Genomic DNA, 21,507 nt, shown 5'->3' on the forward strand with positions numbered 1-21,507 from the left:
ACCTGAGTGGCATCTGTAAGAGCGTTTTTCTGCTAGTGTCGAGGCCATCAACTCGGCTCAAAGACGTCGGACAGGAAAACTCAAGATGATGGATGTGCGTTCCCCTTGGGCCAGCATCGGCCTGTGTGCGGCATTGCTGCTGGCCGGTGGCTGTTCTCCCAGCGACGAGCAAAAGCAGACCACCCTCGAAGAGAAAACCAAGCAGTTCGAACAGTCGCTCGACAGTATCCAGGACCCCAAACTGCGCGACGCCATCGCCGACCTCGGCGGTTCGCTGTTGTTGCTGGAACGGGCGCGGGTCAAGCTCGCCAGCAAGCCCATCGAAGCCGAATACGGCGAAGACAGCCTGGCCCTGCTCAAGCACTACCCCACGCCCCAGGCCCTGGTCGACACCTACATCAACGGCCTGTTCGTGCTGCGCAAGACCTCCCACTCCGACTACCTGACCGATCTGCAGCCGGTGTTCCCGTTCAACTTCAACACCCCCGACCAGTTCCCGTTCCCCCACGGCCTGGAATGGCAGTCGGTGACCTTGAGCAACAGCAAAGTCATCCCCTTCCAGCCGGAATGGTCGGAAACCGATCCCGGCATCCAGTTGAGCCCCAGCAGTTCCAACCTGACCAACCCCGATGACCTGACGGTGACCTACCCGTTCATCGACGGCATCGAGACCGACAACAAGAGCCAGCCGCAGCCCGTCAGCCTCAAAGGTACAGTCGAGGTGGTCGCGCCGGGCAAGGTGCTGACGTTCGACCTGTCGAAAAAAGACCTCGGCCACCCACGCACCGAGGGCAATATCACCCTCAACCTGCTGAGCCTGGAAAAAAACTACGCCGAGATCGAACTGACCAACCACGAACCGCTGGCGGCGGAGGTCGGCGACGAATCACCGGACCCGTTGCTGGTGCAGGCCCGCGACAGTACCGGGCAGTTCCTCACGCGCTCGGGCTCGATCAACGAAAATGCCGCGCAGGTGGCGTTCTACGAGAAACAACTGGCGCAGATGCAAAAGCAGAAAGCCTGGTCGGACGCGTTTGGGAAACAACTGACGGACGAGCAGAAAGCCTTCGAACACCAGCAAAGCAGCCATTACGCCAAGGTCTACTTCAATGGCCTGATCGACACGCTGCAGGTCGACGTGCTGGACTTTTCCAAGGCCACGCTGACCCGCAAGGACCTCGACCTGCCCGTATTGCGCTTCGACAAGAACAGCCTGCAGAAAACCGTGCAAGCCTTGCCGATGGCGGTAACGGTGTATGACGACAGCACCGCCAGTTGGCTGAAAACCGCGACGATGACCGAGGACCAACTGAAAAACAGCGTGACCATCAGCCAGTCCGTCGAAGATGCCAGCGCCGCGCATATCGTGTTTGACCACCCCTACACCTTCAACGACGAATTGGCGGGCACCGAACGCAACAGCGACGAAGCCCCGGTGACGTTTTTCACAGCCAATGAAAAAGGCGAGCGCGGCGAGCCCATCGAGTTGCCGAGCGAAGCCTTCGAGCTGAACCCTGCACGCGGCACGCTCACCTACGACCTCAACCTGTTCCCGGAGAACCCGGCGTTTGTGGTGGGCTCGATTCCGCTGTTCCTGGCCAGCATCGACCAAGCCACGATCGACGTGGCCAAGCTGCCCAAGGGCCTGTCGCTCAAGGACAACGCGCTGATCGTCGACCAGGCGCAGTTCCCGTCCGACAGCTGGCGCTTCTATGCCAAGGACGCCAGCGGCAACTACCTCAAGGAAATCCTCGGGGTCAGCCACCACGCCGAGGAATACGGCACGGCGTTGTTTGATGTGCACTACTTCTACGGCCAGCCGACCCAGCTGGAAAGCTACCAGCGTACCAACCTGAGCACCGTGCAATACGGCTTCGAGGTCAAGCTGGACAAGCCCGAAGGCAAATAACCGGGACTACAGGGCCAGGCATTCCTGCCCGTTATTGAGCTGGCGCAGGTGGGCCTGCAGATGCAGGCACCAGATCTGCGGCTCCTGCGCCAGCTCGTAGCCTTGCTGGGTCAGGTTTTCGACGATTGATTGCAGGAAGGTTTCGGCCACGAACGGCCCGGGAAACGGTCCCTGGGATTTGATGGTCGAAGGCTGCTCACCGGTCATTCCAGCGGCAAACAACAACGTCCACATTCCGTTATCCCCCGCGAGAGGGCGAATGGAGCATTCGATGCGAGTGCCCAGGCCCAGACACTGGCGGGTCAGGCAAAGGTTGCGCGGCATGGCGGCGACCCTCGGTAGATCGGCGTTCAGCCTCAAGCACGGCGAGACTGTTTCTATCCTGCGACTCCGGTGGATATCCCTAGTGCTCAGAATAGAAGAAAAACGCGATAAACCAAGGTTGTAGGGACCAACGGGCGTTGATCCCCAACCTGGAGTCAATTTAGTGGCGGGCTAACCGATCAGCTCGGTTTGGCTTCCGCCTGCGCGTGCAGCGCCAGTTCCTTCTCAGCTTCCTTCAAGTCTTCCTCGCTGATCATCTCGGCAATCGCGCGCAAACGCTCGACCACACGCGCATTCACCGTGCCTTCGGGGAATTGCCCTTCTGCGTCCGGCTCACCGGCCGGCTCGCCGACCAGCAGGCTCAACGCCTCATCCGCCTGGCGCACCGCATAGATATGGAATTGCCCGGCGCGCACGGCCTGCAACACCTTCTCATCGAGCATCAGCGTGGCGACGTTGGCCTGCGGAATGATCGCGCCTTGTTCGCCGGTCAGCCCACGCGCTTCGCAGAGGCGGAAGAAACCTTCGATCTTCTCGTTGACCCCGCCCACCGCCTGCACTTCACCAAACTGGTTGATCGAACCGGTGATGGCAAAACACTGTTTGAGCGGGGTTTTCGACAAGGCCGAAATCAAGGTACAGGCCTCGCCCAGGGACGCGCTGTCGCCGTCCACATAACCGTAGGACTGTTCCAGCGCGATACTCGCCGAGATCGCCAGCGGGAATTCCTGGGCATAACGGCTGCCCAGGTAACCGGTGAGGATCATCACACCCTTGGAGTGAATCGGCTGGCCGAGGTTGACCTCACGCTCGATGTCGACGATGCCGCTGCCGCCCGGGTACACCGTGGCGGAAATCCGCGCCGGCACGCCGAACGCCGAATCGCCGACTTCCAGCACCGTCAGCCCGTTGCACTTGCCGACCGCCGCACCGGCGGTGTCGATCAGGATCACCCCGGCGAGCATGTCGTCGAGAATCCGCGCCGACACCCGCCCGGTGCGCGTGGCCTTGGCCTTCAGCGCACGTTCGATGTGGCCGGCGTCGGTCATTTCGTCGCCCGCCAGGTGGCGAATGAAATCCGCCTCGCTGACCAGTTGGAACAAGTCGCCAATGCGCGCCGACAACCGCCCCTGGTGTTCGGCCAGGCGTGCGCTATAAGTGGCCAAGCGCGCCACCGCGTCCGAGGTCAGCGGCGCCATGCCCTCTTCCGAGGTGCGGGTTTTCAGCAACTGCGCGAACTGCTCGAGGCTTTCGTCGACCATCGGGATGTCTTCGTCGAAATCCACCAGCACGCGGAACATTTCCTGGAAGTCCGGATCGGCGTCCTGCAACGCGTAGTACAACTGGCGGGAACCGATGATGATCACCTTGACCTGCAACGCAATCATCTGCGGGTTGAGCGTCACAGTGGCCAGGCGGCCCAGTTCGCCCAGCGGCGACTCCATCTTCAGCTTGCGCGACTGCAGGGAACGCTTGAGGGCGTCCCACACAAACGGCTCGCTGAGCATCTTCTCGGCTTCGAGGATCAGGAACCCGCCGTTGGCCCGGTGCAAGGCGCCCGGACGCAACTGACGATAGGTGGTGTAGAGCGCGCCCTGATCGGTGCTGTATTCGATCCGGCCGAACAGGTTGTCGTAGGTCGGGTGCGGTTCAAACACCACCGGGGCGCCGCCGTTGACCGGATGGCCGACCACCAGGCTCGGGCAGTACTGTTCTTCGAGCAGCTTGCGGGCCTGGGCGTCGGTCTTGGCGTCGTCCACCAATTGCTCGACCACGGTTTTCAGCAAGTACACCTGCATGGCTTGCAGGTAACCGCATACGGCGGCGTTTTCTGCGTACTTTTCCGACAACGGTGACAGCAATGGCTGTAGGGCCAGGGTGATGGTTTCTTCGTTGAACTGACGCAGTTGGTTGTTCGACTCACGCTTCCACTGCGGCAGGCTGGCCAGCTCTTCGTTGAGGCGTTCTTCCAGTTCGGAAATATCGGTGTGGAAGCGCTCGCGATCGACTTCCGGCAACTGCGAGAACTCGGCCTCGTCCAGCGCCTTGCCGTCGAGCATCGGGGTGAACGCGATGTTGGAACTGTCGCGGTACAGCGCCACGTCCTTTTCCAGGGCCAGGCGTTCGATCACGTCCAATGCCTTGTCGTAACGCTGGTTGAACGCGCGGTCGATAGCGCTTTTGCGTTGTTGATACGTCGGGTGTTCGAACACTGCCGGGAAGGTCGCCACCAGGTTGTCGATCAAGCCGTTGATGTCGCTGATGAACGCCGCGGCGCCGCCTGCCGGCAGTTCCAAGGCGCGGGGTTCGCGGGGTTCATCGAAATTATTCACATAGACCCAGTCCGACGGGGTCTGCAGGCGTTTGCCTTCGGCCTTCAGGTAGCGTTTGACGAACGAAAAGCGGCCGGTGCCCGGCTCGCCCATGACAAACACGTTGTAACCGGGGCGTGGCATGGCCACACCGAACTGCAAGGCTTCAACCGCACGTTCCTGGCCAAGCACACCGCGAAAGGGCTCCAAATCATTGGTGGTCGAGAAGCTGAACTGTTCAGCGGAGAAAGGGCGAGTCAGCGCTTCGGGCGCTAGACGCAAGCTGGCAGCAACAGGATCAGGCATCGGGCTTCCTTACATCAGGCGGGGCAGATGGCGGCATTCTGGCTCTCTGTTACGCGCTCTGGCAAGGCGCGCCTGAGGTAAAGCATAGACACGGGCTGCGTCCTACAAAAAAATCGAGATATCTCTGATTGTTTTATTAAAAATCACGGAACCCCTGGAACCTGCCTAAACTCCAAACTGCGCGGGCTGGACTAATAACCGGCCCCTAAGGCGCGTTACTGCGCCTGAACCCTTGTCCATTGGTTTGCACACAAAGAGAACAAAGCTATGAAACGGATCCTTCTCGGTACTCTCTTCACCGTCGTTTCCCTCAACGCAATGGCTGAATCACCCGGTGGCCCGAACTGCGGTTGGGGCAACATGCTGTTCGAAGGCCAGCGCGGCACGCCGGCGCACTTCCTGGCGTCCACCACCAACGGCACCTCGGGCAACGCTACCTTCGGCATGACCTCGGGCACCAACGGTTGCAGCACCAACAGCGCCCTGACCTACGGCGGCAAATCGTGGATTGCCATGAATGGCATGATGAACGAGCTGTCCGAAGACATGGCCAAAGGCAATGGCGAGGCGCTGACCACCTACGCCGTGGTACTGGGCGTTGCACCAGAAGATCGCGAGCACTTTGCTGCCGTGACCCACGAGCACTTCCAGCAAATCTTCAGCAAGGCCGACGTGACCGCTGACGATGTCCACAACAACACCCTGGCTGTACTGAAAAGTGATGCCCGCCTGGCGAAATACGCAACCCAGGCTTAAGCTCGAGCCGCCCGCGCCCTCCAAGGCGCGGGTCTTATTTTTGGACCCGCCTCCCCGCTTGGGTCTCACTTTTTCCGACTTAAGTTGCCCCTATGCTCAAACGCCTTGCCTGGATGGCACTCTTCGCCTGCGCCCCGTTGTATGCGGCGCCGCATCTTGATGATCAACGTTTGCAGCAATTGGCCAACGATCCGTTCTGGTTGTCCTTGGGCCATTACGAAGCCGGCAAAGTCAGTGGCTGGCGCAGCTATGTCAGCGACAAAAAATTCTTCCTCGCCGCCGATGGCGCCCATCACCCGGATGCCGAACTCAAGGCCACCGTCGACGCGCTCTACGCGCCGGCCAGCCTGGGTGAAAAACACGCACAATGCGTTTACCCCGCACGTACCCGCTGGCTCAAGGACCGGTTGCAACTGACCGACCTGCCCGCCGTGGGCTGCAACGAATTCAAGCAATGGTTCAAGGACGTCGCGCCCCATAGCGCGGTGATGATCTTCCCGGCGGCCTACCTCAACAGCCCTTCATCGATGTTCGGCCACACCCTGCTGCGCATCGACCAGGCTGACGTGCAGAGCAACAACACCGCGCTGCTCAGCTATGCGATCAACTTCGGCGCGTACATCGAAGGCTCGGACAACAGCATCCTCTACGCCTGGAAAGGCCTGATGGGCGGCTACCCCGGCCTGTTCGCCCTGGTGCCCTACCAGGAAAAACTCTCCGAATACCGCAGCCTGGAGAACCGCGACCTGTGGGAATACCGCCTGAACCTGACCCAGGTCGAGACCGAGCGCATGGTCGAGCACGTGTGGGAACTCAAGCAGATCCAGTTCGACTACTTCTTCTTCGACGAAAACTGCTCCTACCGCCTGTTGGAGTTGCTGCAAGTGGCCCGCCCCGGCCTGCGCCTGACCGAGCAATTCCCGCTCACTGCGATCCCCACCGACACGGTCAAGGCCGTGAAAGACGCCGGCCTGGTCGAGAAGATCGACTATCGCCCGTCCCGTGAGCGCGAGTTGCTGGAACGCGCCAAACCGCTGGACAGCGACGAGCAGCAATGGGTGCTGAAAGTCAGCGACGACCAGAAACAACTGCAGGCGCCTGCGTTTAAAGCGTTGCCGCGCGAGCGCCAGGCGCTGATCATCGACGCCGCCTACCGCCTCGGCCGCTACCGCGCCAATGGCCTGGAGCGCAACACCGAACGCTCCCAACGCAGCTTCGAACTGCTGCGTGCGATCAACCAGAACCCCGCGCCCGACCTGAAGATCACGCCCCCAGGCCTGCCGGAAACCGGCCATGAATCACGCACCTGGCAAGCCGGCATCGGCACGCGTGGCGACAAAGCCTTCGGCGAATACGGCCTGCGCATGGCCTACCACGACCTCAACGACAACGCCGAAGGCTTCCCCCTCGGCGCGCAGATCGAGATCCTGCAAATGAAACTGCGCCAGTACGAAGGCAACCACTGGCAACTGCAGCAACTGGACCTGGCCACCATCCGCTCCCTGACTCCGCGCAACGCGTTGCTGCAACCCTGGTCATGGCAAGTCACCGGCGGCCTGGAACGCGTGCCGGGCAAACACGACGACGAAACCCTGGTCGCCCACGTCAACGGCGGCGCCGGCGGCACCTGGCAACTGCGCGACGACATGCTCGGCTTCGCCCTCGGCACCGTGCGCGTGGAACACAACAACGACTTCAGCGAAGCCATCTCCCCCGCCGCCGGTTTCAACACCGGCGTACTGTGGAAAAACCCGCTGGGCAACCTGAGCCTGGAAGCCAAGGGAGATTTCTTCACCAATGGCGAAGTACGGCGCAGCATCAGCCTGAACCAGCAGTGGGAATTGTCGCGCAACCTCGGCCTGCGCCTGAGCGCCCAACGCGAGTACAGCCACTTGTCGACGCCGGTGAATGAGGTAATGCTTGAGATGAAGTGGTATCACTACTGACCAACGCCCAACCAGAATCAGGAGCTCACTCAACATGGCCGTTACCTGCACCACCCTTGAAGAAGTCCGAAGCAACATCGACCGCCTCGACCAGCAAATCGTCAGCCTGTTGGCCGAACGCGGCCACTACGTTTCCCAGGCGGCACGCTTCAAAAAAGACACCGACGGCGTCAAGGCACCACAGCGCGTCGAACAGGTGATCAGCAAAGTGCGCAATCTGTCCCAAACGGTCGGCGCCAATCCCGACGTCACCGAACAGGTGTACCGCGCGATGATTGCGGCGTTTATCCAGCAAGAATTGGCTGAGCATGCTGCGCTGGCCAGCCATCAGACGACATAGCACCCAACACCTTTCTCACCCCCCTTTCACATCCCCCCGACGAATCCCCTTCTAAACTTCCCCTATCAGCCGTGAAACGGCCAGGGAGCGAGTAATGTGGCGGTATGCAGTAATGCTGTGTGCGGTGCTGGGGTTGTCGGGTTGCCAATCGACCCATCAGGAGTTGCTGGCCAAGGGCTATCCACCGGCGTTTGCCGATGGCTTCGATGACGGTTGCAGCAGTGGTCGCCAGGCCGCGGGGGTGATTACCGGGGAGTTTCGCAAGAATGTGCCGCGTTATCTGAAAGACCGCGTATACGCCGAAGGCTGGGAAGATGGCTTTCGCCAGTGCAAGGCCATGCGCGAAAACGAAGAGTTGCGCGACTACAAAGACCATCACTGGGACGAGCGCGAGCGCGCCTGGCAGCAGGAGAAGGATCGCGACGCAGCCAAGGCTTATCGCTCGCAATAGGTCGCTTTCAGACATTCGTCGAAACTAAAGTGCGGCGAACATGGCCCAAACGCTATAGAGGGAGCCTGTCATGAGCCGAGCTTTTGTGAATGAAGACAGCGCCGCCGCCCAGGCCGACCCACCGGTCGAGCGTCAGGTCAGCGAGCAACCCAATCGCCTCACCGCGCGCGGGTTGGCGCAGTTACAGGCCAAGGTCGCGCAGTTGCAGCAGGAATACAGCGTCGAATCCGCCAAGGGCGAACAGGCCGACAAACAGCGCCAGGCCGACCTTGAGCGGGATTTGCGTTACTTCAACCAGCGGCTACAGAGTGCCCAGGTGGTGGCGCCGGCTGTGTCCACCGACAAGGTGCAGATCGGCAGTTGGGTGACCTTTGCCAATGAGCAGGACGAGCAACAGCGCATTCAGTTGGTCGGTGAAGACCAGGCCGATGCCGGTGCGGGCCTGATCAACTGGGGTTCGCCCCTGGGTCGGGCGCTGCTCGGGGCGCGGGTGGGCGACGAGGTGCTGTGGCAGCGCCCCGTCGGCGATCAGTTGATCGAAGTGCTGCGCATCGAGGCCGAGACCTAGACGATGCCTTGGGCCAGCATCGCGTCGGCGACTTTGACGAAGCCGGCGATATTCGCGCCTTTCACGTAGTTGATCCGGCCGTTTTCCTCACCGTAATGCACGCACGCGTGGTGGATCGACTGCATGATGTTGTGCAGTTTGCTGTCCACCTCACCGGCGGTCCACAGCAGGCGCATGGCGTTCTGCGACATTTCCAGGCCACTCACCGCCACGCCGCCAGCGTTGGACGCCTTACCCGGGGCGAACAGAATGCCTGCGTCGATAAAGATATCCACAGCCTCCAGGGTGGTCGGCATGTTGGCGCCTTCGGCCACGCAGAGGCAGCCGTTGCGCAACAGGGCGCGGGCAGCGTCGGCGTTGAGTTCGTTCTGGGTGGCGCATGGCAGCGCGATGTCGCACACCAGTTCCCACGGGGTTTTACCGGCGCGGAACTCCAGGCCGTAACGGGCCGCCAGTTCGCTGATGCGACCGCGCTGGACGTTTTTCAGCTCCAGCAGCGCCGACCATTGCTCCTCCGTCAACCCGTTTTCGGCGTACAGGGTGCCTTCGGAGTCGGACAACGAAATCACCTTGCCGCCCAGGTCCATGACCTTGCGCGCCGCGTATTGCGCCACGTTGCCGGAGCCGGAGACCGCCACGCGCTTGCCCTCGACCCGCAGGCCATCGCGCTTGAGCATTTCTTCAGCGAAGTACACGCAACCAAAACCGGTGGCTTCGGGGCGGATCAAGCTGCCGCCGTAGGTCATGCCTTTGCCGGTCAGCACGGAGGTGAACTGGTTGCTCAGGCGCTTGTACTGGCCGAACAGGAAACCGATCTCGCGGGCGCCCACGCCGATATCGCCGGCCGGGACGTCCACGTCCGCGCCGATATGGCGGTACAACTCGCTCATGAACGCCTGGCAGAAGCGCATCACTTCGGCGTCGCTCTTGCCCTTGGGGTCGAAGTCCGAGCCGCCTTTGCCGCCGCCCATGGGCAACGAGGTCAGGGAGTTTTTGAAGGTCTGTTCGAAGGCGAGGAATTTCAATACGCCCAGGTTGACCGACGGGTGAAAGCGCAGGCCGCCCTTGTACGGGCCGATGGCACTGTTCATCTGGATACGGAAACCGCGGTTGACCTGAACCTTGCCGTGATCATCGACCCACGACACCCGGAAAGTAATCGCACGTTCCGGCTCGCAGATGCGCTCCAGGATGCCCGAGGTCAGGTAGTGAGGATTGGCTTCAAGAAACGGCCACAGGCTGCGTAGGACTTCTTCTACAGCCTGGTGGAATTCCGGCTGGTCGGGGTCGCGTTTCTTCAGGCGGGCAAGGAAGGATTCAACGGATTCGATCATGAAAAGTCTCGGCAAATTTATTGTCGTTAAGGGCGATTGAGCCGGACTTTATCAATTCATGTCGCACCGCGACAGGGCAAAATGTCGCCTTTGTGAATTTAAATGGTGCATTGGATATAAATAAACCTGAAAAACAGGCATTTATCGCACCTAAAAGGGGATTTCAAAACGGCGCCATGCACCAACTGAAAAACCGCTATCGGAGGCAAGCCTCCTCCCACATTTGATCGATGTTCGTCAGGAAGTCATGGGCAAAAAAAACGGAGCCCGAAGGCTCCGCTTTTCCAAACCGACCCGAATCAGGCCAGTTTCTTGTGCCGTACACGGTGCGGCTGGGCAGCGGCTTCGCCCAGGCGTTTCTTGCGATCCGCTTCGTACTCGGTGTAGTTACCTTCGAAGAACACCGCCTGCGAGTCATCTTCATACGCGAGGATGTGGGTCGCGACGCGGTCGAGGAACCACCGATCGTGAGAGATCACAATGGCGGCGCCCGGGAAGTCCAGCAGGGCTTCTTCCAGGGAACGCAGGGTTTCAACGTCGAGGTCGTTGGACGGTTCGTCGAGCAGCAGGACGTTGCCGCCCTCTTTCAGGGTCAGGGCCAGGTGCAAGCGACCACGCTCACCACCGGACAGGTCCTTGACGAACTTCTGCTGGTCACCACCCTTGAAGTTGAAACGGCCGACGTAGGTGCGCGACGGGATTTCATAGTTGCCGATACGGATCTGGTCGGAACCGTCGGAAATCTGCTGAAACACAGTTTTGCTGCCGTCGAGGTCTTCGCGGCTTTGGTCCACGCAGGCCAGTTGCACGGTTTCACCGACTTCGATGGTGCCCGAGTCCGGGGTTTCCTTGCCCATCAGCATGCGGAACAGTGTGGATTTACCCGCACCGTTACCGCCGATAACGCCGACGATCGCGCCTTTTGGCATGGAGAACGACAGATTGTCGATCAACACGCGGTCGCCATAGCCTTTGGACACGTTCTTGAATTCGATGACCTTGTCACCCAGGCGCGGGCCGGCCGGGATGTAGATCTCGTTGGTTTCGCTGCGCTTCTGGAATTCCTGCGACTGCATTTCTTCAAAGCGTTGCAGGCGTGCCTTGGATTTGGACTGGCGGGCCTTGGCGCCTTTGCGCACCCACTCCAGTTCTTCCTTCATGGCTTTTTCGTGGGCCGATTGCTGCTTGGATTCGGCGGCCAGACGGTCGGACTTGGCTTCGAGCCAACCGGAGTAGTTGCCCTCGTAAGGGATGCCGGCGCCACGGTCGAGTTCGAGAATCCAGCCGGCGACGTTGTCCAGGAAGTACCGGTCGTGCGTGATCGCAACCACGGTGCCCGGGAAGTCGTGAAGGAAATGTTCCAGCCAGGCGACGGAATCAGCGTCCAAGTGGTTGGTCGGTTCGTCGAGCAGCAGCATGTCGGGAGCCGACAGCAGCAGGCGGCACAGGGCCACACGGCGCTTCTCACCACCGGACAGGTGTTCAACCTTGGCGTCCCACGCCGGCAGCCGCAGCGCATCGGCGGCGACTTCCAGCTGGCGATCGAGGTTGTGACCGTCGCCAGCCTGCAGGATGGCTTCGAGCTTGGCCTGTTCGGCGGCCAGCTTGTCGAAGTCGGCATCCGGTTCGGCGTAGGCGGCGTAGACTTCGTCCAGCCGGGCCTGGGCGTCCTTGATCACGCTGACGGCCTCTTCGACCACTTCGCGCACGGTCTTGGCCGGGTCCAGGATCGGTTCTTGCGGCAGGTAGCCGATGTTCAGATCGGGCATCGGGCGGGCTTCGCCTTCGAACTCGGTATCGACGCCGGCCATGATTTTCAACAGGGTGGATTTACCCGAACCGTTGAGGCCGAGCACGCCGATCTTGGCGCCGGGGAAAAAAGACAGCGAAATGTTTTTCAGGATTTCCCGCTTCGGCGGAACAACTTTGCCCAGCCGATGCATGGTGAAGACGTATTGAGCCATGGTGAACCTAGCGTCAGTGACTGATGAATTGAGCGGGCGAAGCCCGTGCCAGACCATGCGCCGCGCGGGCCGTTGACCTTGATCAATGCCTGCGAGCGGAAAAAGCCTGATTGTCTGGGGCTGGAACGCCCCCGCGTAACCGGCAAAGCTACCTGAATGCGCCAGGGCAGTCCAGCCAGGCAGGACTGGCACTTTGCCACAAGTCAAGGCATGCTAGCCGCCCTCCGGGCGTCCGGCTTATAGTGCATGTCGCGCGCCAGTCCAGCCAAACCGCAGGATCACAGTTTGTCCAACGTCACGCCGCCCACTCCCCTGCGCGCCGCTCACATAGCGCCGGGAGCGCCCCTGCACGGCACCCTCAAAGGCGCATTGGCGACGCTTGTCCTCATGTTGCTCGCGTTATTGTTCTGGCAACTGCTCGACCAACTGCAGCAGAACCAGAAAAACCAGCAGCAATACACCATCGACTACAGCGCCGACCTGGCGGAACAGATCAGCCTGAACATGGCCCTGAGCGCACAGATCGCGCTGAATCTGCTGCCGATGGTCGAGCCGCCGCGCAACGACGAACAGCAACAGGCGTTGATGCTCAGCTTGCAACGCTCTCTGCCGGAACTGCGCAGCTTCGCGCTGCTCGCCCCCAGCGGCGCGATAATCCGCGACACGGCCAAAGACAGCCAGGACAGCGACTTCCTCGAGGAACTGGTCAAGCGCAGCCATTCCCAGCCCTACTACCTGAGCAACGACAACAACGGCACCATCATTTATCTGCTGCTGCATCAGCCCAGTGGCGATTCGAAAATGTACTGGGCGCTGCGCCTGGCGCCGAACTACCTGGCCAACCTTACCCGCCAGGATGGCCAGGGCCAGCGGCCGATGTGGGCCGTCGAGAATCGCCTGAACCACCACGTGGTCAGCCGTGACAGCGGCATGCCGACACAATTGGCCGCCGCCCTGACCCCGGACGAGTTGAAAAAAAGCGTGCTGGTCACGCCACTGAGCAAAAGCGACTGGCAACTGCGCGGCCTCTTCGACCGTAACGCCGTGCTGGAACAATTGCTGCCGGCGTTTATCGGCAAGTGCCTGCTGGGCCTGGCCTTCTCGTTGGTGCCGGTGATCGTGCTGTTGAATATGCGTCGCCGCCAGCGCCAGGTGAACGAAGGTCGGCGGCGTTATCAGGATATTTTCGAAGGCACCGGCGTGGCCCTGTGCGTGCTTGACCTGTCGGGGCTCAACGCGTTCTTCGACAAGGCCAAGATCCGCACGCGCGAGCAATTGCACGGGTGGCTGCAGGGCAACCCCGAAGCGCGTCGCCAGTTGCTCAAGGAACTGCGCGTCACCGAGGTCAACCAGGTGGCGGTGCGCCTGTTGAACGTCAGCTCGTGCGAGCAAGCCTGGGAACGCCTGATCGATGACTGCCCACGCAACGCCACGGCTATCGGCTATCAGGTGCTCGAGGCGGTGCTGACCCAACAGAACCAGTTGGAACTGGAAATCCAGCTCAACGATGTGCTTGGCAACAACCAATACCTGTGGCTGGTGATGCGCCTGCCGGAACAGCGCGACGACTTCAAGGCGGTGATCCTCAGCATCAGCGACATCACCAGCCGCAAGCTGATCGAACTGTCGCTGGTGGAGCGCGAAAGTTTCTGGTCGGACGTGGTGCGAACCGTGCCCGATCACCTGTATGTGCAGGATGTGATCAGCCAGCGGATGATTTTCAGCAACCACCACCTGGGCCACACCCTCGGCTACAACAAGGCCGAATTGCAGCAAATGGGCGAGTACTTCTGGGAAATCCTGCTGCACCCCGAGGACGCCGAGCATTACCACGACTTGCGCCAGCAGCAGCGCCAGGCCGGTTATTCGAGCCAACTGCAATGCCAGTTGCGCTTTCGCCACCGCAACAATCAATGGCGCCGCTTCGATATCCGCGAGCAAGCCCTGGCCGGGGACAAGACCGCGCAGGTCACGCGCATCATCGGCGTGGCCAAGGACATTACCGATCAGATCGAGGCCAGCGAATCCCTGCGTGACAGCGAACAGCGCTACCGCATGCTGGCCGAAAGCATCAGCGACGTGATCTGCTCCACCGACAGCCGCCTCGCCCTCAACTACATCAGCCCCTCGGTCAACGCCGTGCTGGGCTATGACGTGGACTGGGTGTTCAAGAATGGCTGGCAGTCAATCATCGCCAACCCGCAGCAATTGGCCGGCATCTACAGCCTGGTCGAGCAAGTCAGCCGGGCCTTGGGCGACGCCGAGGCGCTGGCCAAGCTGCGCGATGACATCCACACCCAACTGTACCTGTTCGACTGCCTGCGCGCCGACGGGCGTAAAGTTCCGATCGAGCTGCGCCTGGTGCTGGTGTGGGACGAGCACGGCGCCTTCGAGGGCATCCTCGGCGTCGGCCGCGATATCAGCCAGCAGCGCCGCGCCGAGAAAGACCTGCGCATGGCCGCCACGGTATTCGAGCACTCCACGTCGGCGATCCTGATCACCGACCCGGCCGGCTATATCGTGCAGGCCAACGAGGCGTTCAGCCGCGTCAGTGGCTACGCCGTGGCGGACGTGCTCGACCAGTTGCCGAACATGCTCACCGTCGACGAGCAGCAGGAAGCCCACCTGCGCTATGTGCTCAAGCAGTTACACCAGCACAGCACCTGGGAAGGCGAAGTGTGGCTCAAGCGCCGCAACGGCGAGCATTACCCGGCCTGGGTCGGCATTACCGCCGTGTTCGACGATGAAGGCGACCTGGCCAGCTACGTCTGCTTCTTCAGCGATATCAGCGAGCGCAAGGCCAGCGAACAGCGCATCCACCGCCTGGCCTATTACGACGCCCTGACCCACCTGCCCAACCGCACGCTGTTCCAGGACCGCCTGCACACTGCGCTGCAGTCGGCCGAACGGCAGAAGTCGTGGGTGGTGCTGATGTTCCTCGACCTCGACCGCTTCAAACCGATCAACGACTCCCTGGGCCACGCCGCCGGCGACCGCATGCTCAAGGAGATGGCTACCCGCCTGCTCGGTTGCGTGGCCGAAGACGACACCGTGGCGCGCATGGGCGGTGACGAGTTCACCCTGCTCCTGCAGCCGCGGATCAGCCGCGAAATGGCGCTGAACCGCGCGATTCACGTGGCCGAGCAAATCCTCGCCAGCCTGGTCAGACCGTTCGTGCTGGAAGGCCGCGAGTTTTTCGTCACCGCAAGTATCGGCATCGCCCTCAGCCCGCAGGACGGCAACGAGCTGAGCCAGTTGATGAAAAACGCCGACACTGCGATGTATCACGCCAAGGAGCGTGGCAAGAACAACTTCCAGTTCTACCAGGCCGACATGAACGCCAGCGCCCTGGAGCGCCTGGAGTTGGAAAGCGACCTGCGCCACGCCCTCGACCAGAACGAATTCGTGCTCTATTACCAGCCGCAATTCAGTGGCGACGGCAAACGCCTGACCGGCGCCGAAGCCTTGCTGCGCTGGCGTCACCCGCGCCGTGGCCTGGTGCCGCCAGGGGACTTCATTCCAGTGCTGGAAGAGTTGGGCCTGGTGGTGGATGTGGGCGACTGGGTGATCAGCGAAGCCTGCCGCCAGCTCAAGAGCTGGCACCAGAACAAGGTGCGGGTGCCGAAAGTCTCGGTGAACATCTCGGCGCGGCAATTCTCCGATGGTCAGTTGGGTGAGCGTATCGCCAGCATCCTTGAGGACACCGGCCTGCCGCCGGCGTGCCTGGAGCTGGAGCTGACCGAAAGTATCCTGATGCGCGAAGTCAACGAAGCCATGCAGATCCTCGCCAGCCTGAAAAACCTCGGCCTGAGCATTGCGGTGGACGACTTCGGCACCGGTTATTCGTCGCTCAACTACCTCAAGCAATTCCCCATCGACGTGCTCAAGATCGACCGCACCTTCGTCGACGGCCTGCCGTCCGGCGAGCAGGATGCGCAAATCGCCCGTGCGATCATCGCCATGGCCCACAGCCTCAACCTGGCGGTGATCGCCGAGGGCGTGGAGACCCATGAGCAACTGGACTTCCTGCGCGAGCATGGCTGCGATGAGGTGCAAGGTTATCTGTTCGGGCGGCCGATGCCGCCGAATCGGTTCGCGGCGCAGTTCAGCAATGATGCGCTGTTCATGTTCGACTGAGAGTTTGTGGTGAAGCCGGCGGCCTCATCGGGAGCACGTCGAATCGTCGCACCGCCCCTCCCACACTTCGATTTGTGAATACATTCAAATGTGGGAGGGAGCTTGCTCCCGATGGCGGCGGCACAGTCCCCCCCGCCAGATGAACACCACTTGTCCGCGACATGACGTCCTTTCATATGCCATCTAAAACCCATTAGGTTAGAATGCCTTCCTTTTCTGCCCCCCGATCCTTGAGGACCGCCATGTTCAGCCGTGATTTGACCATTGCCAAGTACGACGCCGATCTCTTCGCCGCCATGGAGCAAGAAGCCGTGCGCCAGGAAGAGCACATTGAGCTGATCGCTTCGGAAAACTACACCAGCCCTGCGGTAATGGAGGCTCAAGGTTCGGTTCTGACCAACAAATACGCCGAAGGCTACCCAGGCAAGCGCTACTACGGCGGCTGCGAATACGTCGACGTGGTTGAGCAACTGGCCATCGACCGCGCCAAGCAACTGTTCGGCGCCGACTACGCCAACGTCCAGCCACACGCCGGCTCCCAAGCCAACAGCGCCGTGTACCTGGCCCTGCTGCAAGGCGGCGACACCATCCTGGGCATGAGCCTGGCCCACGGCGGTCACCTGACCCACGGCGCCAGCGTTTCGTCCTCCGGCAAGCTGTACAACGCCGTTCAATACGGTATCGATGCCAACGGCCTGATCGACTACGACGAAGTCGAGCGCCTGGCGGTCGAGCACAAGCCAAAAATGATCGTGGCCGGTTTCTCTGCCTACTCGCAGATCCTCGACTTCCCACGTTTCCGCGCCATCGCCGACAAAGTGGGCGCGTACCTGTTCGTCGACATGGCCCACGTGGCCGGTCTGGTCGCCGCTGGCGTCTACCCGAACCCGGTGCCGTTCGCTGACGTGGTCACCACCACCACCCACAAGACCCTGCGCGGTCCGCGTGGCGGCCTGATCCTGGCGCGCGCCAACGCCGAGATCGAGAAGAAGCTCAACTCTGCGGTATTCCCAGGCTCCCAAGGCGGCCCGCTGGAACACGTGATCGCCGCCAAAGCGGTCTGCTTCAAAGAAGCCCTGCAGCCTGAGTTCAAGACTTACCAGCAACAAGTGGTGAAAAACGCCAAGGCCATGGCCGAAGTGTTTATCGCACGCGGTTTTGACGTGGTATCCGGTGGGACTGAAAACCACCTGTTCCTGCTGTCGCTGATCAAGCAGGACATCTCCGGTAAAGATGCTGACGCTGCCCTGGGCAAAGCCTTCATCACCGTGAACAAAAACTCCGTGCCGAACGACCCACGTTCGCCGTTCGTCACCTCGGGCCTGCGTTTCGGCACCCCGGCCGTGACCACTCGTGGCTTCAAGGAAGCAGAGTGCAAGGAACTGGCCGGCTGGATCTGCGACATCCTGGCTGACCTGAACAACGACGCCGTGATCGACGCGGTCCGTGAGAAGGTCAAGGCCATCTGCAAAAAGCTGCCGGTGTACGGCGCTTGATTGCAGTTGCTTGAATAAAAAGCCCGGCTCTTGAGCCGGGCTTTTTTATGCAGATCAGGATTTGGAATACCGGCCAATGTGGGAGGGGGCTTGCCCCCGATGGCGGTGGGTCAGTCGACACATGTATGGCTGACACACAGCTATCGGGGGCAAGCCCCCTCCCACATTTTTGATCGCATTTCCAAGTTAGGCTTGATAGACCTTCGCAAAACCCTCGCGAATCTTGTCTTCCGGCAACTCATCGGCAATAAACACGATCACACTCTCCCGCGTTTCGCCCTCGGCCCATTCGGTATCCCAATCGAAACCGTAGAGCTTCAGCACGCCCTGGAACACCATGCGCCGATCGTCGCCGGCGATGTTCAGCACGCCCTTGTAGCGCAGCAGTTGCTTGCCGTGGTCTTCCAACAACTCGTCCATGAACTCGCTGAGGCGGTCGATATCCAGCGGCTGTTCGGTGCGCAGCACCAGGCTGGAGATGCGGTCGATGGACGGCGCAGCGCTGACCGGGCGCAGGTTCATGCCGGCGTTGAGGTTGAAGCCGCGCACGTCGAGCAGCTCGGCCAGGTCGATGGCGCCGTGGTCGACCACGCGAATCGGCGCGCGGCGGTTGATGCGGGTCAGGCGCTGGCTGAGGGCATCGAAGCTGGCTTCGTCCACCAGGTCGCGCTTGCTCACCAGCAGGCGGTCGGCAAACCCGATCTGTGCCTGGGCGATGGTTTGGGTCAGGTGGTGCTCGGCGTGGGCCGCGTCCACCAGGGTGATGATGCCGTCGAGGATGTAGCGCTCGCGCAGCTCTTCATCGATGAAAAAGGTCTGGGCCACGGGGGCCGGGTCGGCCAGGCCGGTGCATTCGATCACCAGGCGGTCGAAGGCGATTTCGCCGCTGTCGAGACGCTCCAGCAACAGATACAGGGCTTTGGTCAGGTCGGTGTGGATGGTGCAACACACACAGCCGTTGGACAGGGTCATGACTTGCACGGGCTCGTTGCCCAATAGCTGGGTGTCGATACCGGCGTCGCTGAATTCGTTTTCGATCACGGCGATTTTCAAGCCGTGCTCGGCTTTGAGCAGGTGACGCAGCAACGTGGTCTTGCCGGCGCCGAGGAAGCCACTGAGGACCGTGACGGGAATGGGAGAGGACAAAGACAGTTCTCCTGAAAATGGGGAGGTAAAAACAACTGTAGGAGCGCGCTTGCTCGCGAAGAACGTCAACGATAACCCGTGCTATCTGGATGCACGTGGTGTCCTTGCGTTGTTCGCGAGCGAGCTCGCTCCTACAGGTAAAGCGGTTTTACCAACTTAGCAGCACTTGGGCCCACCCTTGCCGCCGTAACGGGCTTCCTGGCGTTCCCGGAAGAACGTCTTGTAGTCCATCATCGGCTTGTCCGGGTGTTTGGTTTGCATATGCTCGACGTAAGTGTCGTAGTCGGGCATGCCGACCATCAGGCGCGCGGCCTGACCGAGGTATTTACCGAGGCGACTGATGTCATTGAACATGGCTGCAATCCTCGATCATGCGTCCGGTACGGCCTGGAACGGGGCTTCTTTATCCGTGCGCTCTTTGTTGCCCCAGGCGGCGACGCCGACTTTGAGCGCATAGAACAGGATACTGAAGACCACGAACAGGAACAGCGCCGTCAGCGTTGCGTTGGTGTAGGCGTTCCAGATCACATGCTGCATCTGGTCGATGCTCTTGGCCGGGGCGAGGATCTGGCCGTTGGCCAGCGCATCGCTGTACTTCTTCGCCAGCGACAGGAAGCCGATCGCCGGGTTGGCGTCGAACAGCTTGATGAAGCCCGCCGTGGTGGTGCAGATCAGCAGCCAGACGGCCGGCAGCATGGTCACCCAGATGTAGCGTTGGCGCTTCATTTTGATCAGCACGACGGTCGCCAGCATCAGCGCGATACCTGCCAGCATCTGGTTGGAGATACCGAACAGCGGCCACAAGGTGTTGATGCCGCCCAGCGGGTCGATCACGCCTTGATACAACAGGTAACCCCACATCGCCACACAACCGGCGGTCGCGATCAGGTTGGCCGTCCAGGACTCGGTGCGCTTGAGCGCCGGCACGAAGGAGCCCAGCAGGTCCTGCAGCATGAAGCGCCCGGCACGGGTACCGGCGTCGACGGCCGTCAGGATGAACAGCGCTTCGAACAGGATCGCAAAGTGGTACCAGAACGCCATGGTGTTTTCACCCGGCAGCACACTGTGCAGGATCTGCGCGATACCCACCGCGAGCGTCGGCGCACCGCCGGCACGAGCCAGCACGGTGGTTTCGCCGATGTCATGGGCAACGGCCGACAGCGCCTCAGGCGTAATCGCAAAGCCCCAGCTGCTGACGGTTTGAGCGACGGTAACCACGTCCGAGCCGACGATCGCCGCCGGGCTGTTCATGGCGAAGTACACACCCGGCTCGATCACCGAAGCGGCAACCATCGCCATGATGGCCACGAACGACTCCATCAACATGCCGCCATACCCGATGTACCGGGCGTGGCCTTCACTGGCCAGCAACTTCGGCGTGGTGCCCGAAGCGATCAGCGCGTGGAAGCCCGAGACCGCACCGCAGGCAATGGTGATGAACAGGAACGGGAACAGACCGCCCTTCCACACCGGGCCGGTGCCATCGATGAACTGGGTCAGCGCCGGCATTTTCAGGTCGGGCATGGTCACCAGGATACCGATGGCCAAGGCGACGATAGTGCCGATTTTGAGGAAGGTGGACAGGTAGTCACGCGGGGCCAGGATCAGCCACACCGGCAGTACCGCCGCGACGAAACCGTAGCCGATCAGCATCCAGGTGATCTGGATGCCGGTGAAACTGAAGACCTTGGCCCAGACCGGGTCGGCGGCAATCTGCCCGCCCAGCCAGATCGAACCGAGCAACAACAACACGCCGACGATCGAAATTTCACCGATGCGGCCCGGGCGGATGTAGCGCATGTAGATGCCCATGAACATCGCGATCGGGATGGTCGCCATCACCGTGAAGATGCCCCACGGGCTTTCGGCCAGGGCCTTGACCACGATCAGTGCCAGCACCGCGAGGATGATGATCATGATCAGGAAGCAGCCGAACAGCGCGATGGTCCCGGGAATGCGGCCCATCTCTTCGCGGACCATATCCCCCAGGGAACGGCCGTTACGACGGGTAGACAGGAACAGCACCATGAAGTCCTGCACCGCACCGGCCAGTACCACGCCGGCGATCAGCCACAGGGTTCCGGGCAGATAACCCATTTGCGCCGCCAGCACCGGGCCGACCAAGGGGCCTGCACCGGCAATCGCCGCAAAGTGGTGACCGAAAAGGATGTGTTTGTTGGTCGGTACGAAGTCCAGACCGTCGTTATTGACCACTGCGGGGGTGGCCCGTCGTGGATCGAGTTGCATCACGTTGTTGGCGATGAACAGACTGTAGTAACGATAGGCGACCAGATAGATCGCCACTGCTGCGACGACGATCCACAAGGCATTGATCGCCTCGCCGCGGCGCAAGGCCACTACGCCCAGAGCGCACGCACCTACTATGGCCAGTACCAGCCAGGGTAAGTGGCGTAGCAGGCTATTATTATTTTTCATTTTTTGTATTCCAGCCAGGGTGGACAGAAAGGACAACCAGCTCGAGTTTAGCGCTACTGGCCTTAAAGGCCAGCCCCCTACG

At 61.1% G+C, this 21,507-nt stretch carries 15 protein-coding genes; 8 read left to right on the forward strand and 7 right to left on the reverse strand.

From position 1 onward, the window contains the following. Positions 1 to 85 precede the first annotated feature (85 nt). Positions 86 to 1,909 (forward strand): hypothetical protein, encoded by a 1,824-nt coding sequence (locus LQ249_RS27185; protein WP_232566027.1) that lies wholly within the window; start codon positions 86 to 88, stop codon positions 1,907 to 1,909. A gap of 6 nt (positions 1,910 to 1,915) precedes the next feature. Here LQ249_RS27185 and LQ249_RS27190 read toward each other — a convergent pair whose 3' ends face one another. Continuing rightward, the gene (locus tag LQ249_RS27190) at positions 1,916 to 2,233 is read right to left on the reverse strand and encodes a PA4575 family protein (RefSeq protein WP_017847321.1); all 318 of its coding nucleotides are present in this window, start codon (positions 2,231 to 2,233) and stop codon (positions 1,916 to 1,918) included. A 179-nt stretch (positions 2,234 to 2,412) separates the two neighbouring features. Next, on the reverse strand, positions 2,413 to 4,851 hold the full coding sequence (locus LQ249_RS27195; protein WP_017847320.1) for a Lon protease family protein: 2,439 nt from the start codon (positions 4,849 to 4,851) through the stop codon (positions 2,413 to 2,415). A 267-nt stretch (positions 4,852 to 5,118) separates the two neighbouring features. On the opposite strand from LQ249_RS27195, the gene LQ249_RS27200 reads away from it, so the two are divergent. The 5 genes from LQ249_RS27200 (at position 5,119) to LQ249_RS27220 (ending at position 8,912) form a co-directional block, all read left to right on the forward strand. Beyond that, positions 5,119 to 5,607, forward strand: a complete 489-nt coding sequence (locus LQ249_RS27200; protein ID WP_046381990.1) for a DUF3015 domain-containing protein — start codon at positions 5,119 to 5,121, stop codon at positions 5,605 to 5,607. 92 nt (positions 5,608 to 5,699) lie between these two features. After that, positions 5,700 to 7,553, forward strand: coding sequence for an Lnb N-terminal periplasmic domain-containing protein (locus LQ249_RS27205; RefSeq protein ID WP_232566028.1), 1,854 nt, complete (start codon positions 5,700 to 5,702; stop codon positions 7,551 to 7,553). Positions 7,554 to 7,587: 34 nt separating this feature from the next. Further along, the gene (locus LQ249_RS27210; protein WP_079444759.1) at positions 7,588 to 7,893 is read left to right on the forward strand and encodes a chorismate mutase; all 306 of its coding nucleotides are present in this window, start codon (positions 7,588 to 7,590) and stop codon (positions 7,891 to 7,893) included. A gap of 94 nt (positions 7,894 to 7,987) precedes the next feature. Next, a complete protein-coding gene (locus LQ249_RS27215) occupies positions 7,988 to 8,344 on the forward strand; it encodes a hypothetical protein (protein WP_046381987.1) in 357 nt (118 codons plus the stop codon). Positions 8,345 to 8,414: 70 nt separating this feature from the next. Continuing rightward, positions 8,415 to 8,912 carry a GreA/GreB family elongation factor gene (locus LQ249_RS27220; RefSeq protein WP_017848264.1) on the forward strand — a complete coding sequence of 166 codons (498 nt, stop codon included), beginning with the start codon at positions 8,415 to 8,417 and terminating at the stop codon, positions 8,910 to 8,912. Here LQ249_RS27220 and gdhA read toward each other — a convergent pair. Together gdhA and ettA are read right to left on the reverse strand one after the other, a co-directional pair. Further along, the gene (gdhA, locus tag LQ249_RS27225; RefSeq protein ID WP_232566029.1) at positions 8,909 to 10,246 is read right to left on the reverse strand and encodes an NADP-specific glutamate dehydrogenase; all 1,338 of its coding nucleotides are present in this window, start codon (positions 10,244 to 10,246) and stop codon (positions 8,909 to 8,911) included. The genes LQ249_RS27220 and gdhA overlap by 4 nt on opposite strands. 299 nt (positions 10,247 to 10,545) lie before the next feature. Then, entirely contained in the window at positions 10,546 to 12,210 is a 1,665-nt protein-coding gene (gene ettA, locus LQ249_RS27230; RefSeq protein ID WP_017848266.1) for an energy-dependent translational throttle protein EttA, read from the reverse strand. A gap of 285 nt (positions 12,211 to 12,495) precedes the next feature. Here ettA and LQ249_RS27235 point away from each other — a divergent pair, with 285 nt between their 5' ends. Together LQ249_RS27235 and glyA are read left to right on the forward strand one after the other, a co-directional pair. Next, entirely contained in the window at positions 12,496 to 16,347 is a 3,852-nt protein-coding gene (locus LQ249_RS27235) for a sensor domain-containing protein (protein ID WP_057005133.1), read from the forward strand. 242 nt (positions 16,348 to 16,589) lie between these two features. Beyond that, positions 16,590 to 17,843: a serine hydroxymethyltransferase gene (gene glyA / locus LQ249_RS27240; protein WP_017848268.1), complete on the forward strand. Its 1,254-nt coding sequence runs from the start codon at positions 16,590 to 16,592 to the stop codon at positions 17,841 to 17,843. A gap of 186 nt (positions 17,844 to 18,029) precedes the next feature. Here glyA and yjiA read toward each other — a convergent pair whose 3' ends face one another. From yjiA to LQ249_RS27255, 3 genes are all read right to left on the reverse strand, one after another. After that, entirely contained in the window at positions 18,030 to 18,989 is a 960-nt protein-coding gene (gene yjiA, locus LQ249_RS27245) for a GTPase (RefSeq protein WP_232566030.1), read from the reverse strand. 156 nt (positions 18,990 to 19,145) lie between these two features. Next, the gene (locus LQ249_RS27250) at positions 19,146 to 19,343 is read right to left on the reverse strand and encodes a YbdD/YjiX family protein (protein WP_017737420.1); all 198 of its coding nucleotides are present in this window, start codon (positions 19,341 to 19,343) and stop codon (positions 19,146 to 19,148) included. A 15-nt stretch (positions 19,344 to 19,358) separates the two neighbouring features. Next, complete coding sequence (locus LQ249_RS27255; RefSeq protein ID WP_057005111.1) at positions 19,359 to 21,425, reverse strand: carbon starvation CstA family protein; 2,067 nt, start codon at positions 21,423 to 21,425, stop codon at positions 19,359 to 19,361. Positions 21,426 to 21,507 lie beyond the last annotated feature (82 nt).

This window comes from Pseudomonas sp. 7-41, assembly GCF_021233075.1.
In the GTDB taxonomy this organism is placed as follows: Bacteria; Pseudomonadota; Gammaproteobacteria; order Pseudomonadales; family Pseudomonadaceae; genus Aquipseudomonas; species Aquipseudomonas veronii.

Bases quoted from the DNA above. Each gene is read 5' to 3' on its own strand.
- LQ249_RS27185 (WP_232566027.1), top strand. From the start codon at position 86: ATGATGGATGTGCGTTCCCCTTGGGCCAGCATCGGCCTGTGTGCGGCA.
- LQ249_RS27190 (WP_017847321.1), bottom strand. From the start codon at position 2,233: ATGCCGCGCAACCTTTGCCTGACCCGCCAGTGTCTGGGCCTGGGCACT.
- LQ249_RS27195 (WP_017847320.1), bottom strand. From the start codon at position 4,851: ATGCCTGATCCTGTTGCTGCCAGCTTGCGTCTAGCGCCCGAAGCGCTG.
- LQ249_RS27200 (WP_046381990.1), top strand. From the start codon at position 5,119: ATGAAACGGATCCTTCTCGGTACTCTCTTCACCGTCGTTTCCCTCAAC.
- LQ249_RS27205 (WP_232566028.1), top strand. From the start codon at position 5,700: ATGCTCAAACGCCTTGCCTGGATGGCACTCTTCGCCTGCGCCCCGTTG.
- LQ249_RS27210 (WP_079444759.1), top strand. From the start codon at position 7,588: ATGGCCGTTACCTGCACCACCCTTGAAGAAGTCCGAAGCAACATCGAC.
- LQ249_RS27215 (WP_046381987.1), top strand. From the start codon at position 7,988: ATGTGGCGGTATGCAGTAATGCTGTGTGCGGTGCTGGGGTTGTCGGGT.
- LQ249_RS27220 (WP_017848264.1), top strand. From the start codon at position 8,415: ATGAGCCGAGCTTTTGTGAATGAAGACAGCGCCGCCGCCCAGGCCGAC.
- gdhA (WP_232566029.1), bottom strand. From the start codon at position 10,246: ATGATCGAATCCGTTGAATCCTTCCTTGCCCGCCTGAAGAAACGCGAC.
- ettA (WP_017848266.1), bottom strand. From the start codon at position 12,210: ATGGCTCAATACGTCTTCACCATGCATCGGCTGGGCAAAGTTGTTCCG.
- glyA (WP_017848268.1), top strand. From the start codon at position 16,590: ATGTTCAGCCGTGATTTGACCATTGCCAAGTACGACGCCGATCTCTTC.
- LQ249_RS27250 (WP_017737420.1), bottom strand. From the start codon at position 19,343: ATGTTCAATGACATCAGTCGCCTCGGTAAATACCTCGGTCAGGCCGCG.
- LQ249_RS27255 (WP_057005111.1), bottom strand. From the start codon at position 21,425: ATGAAAAATAATAATAGCCTGCTACGCCACTTACCCTGGCTGGTACTG.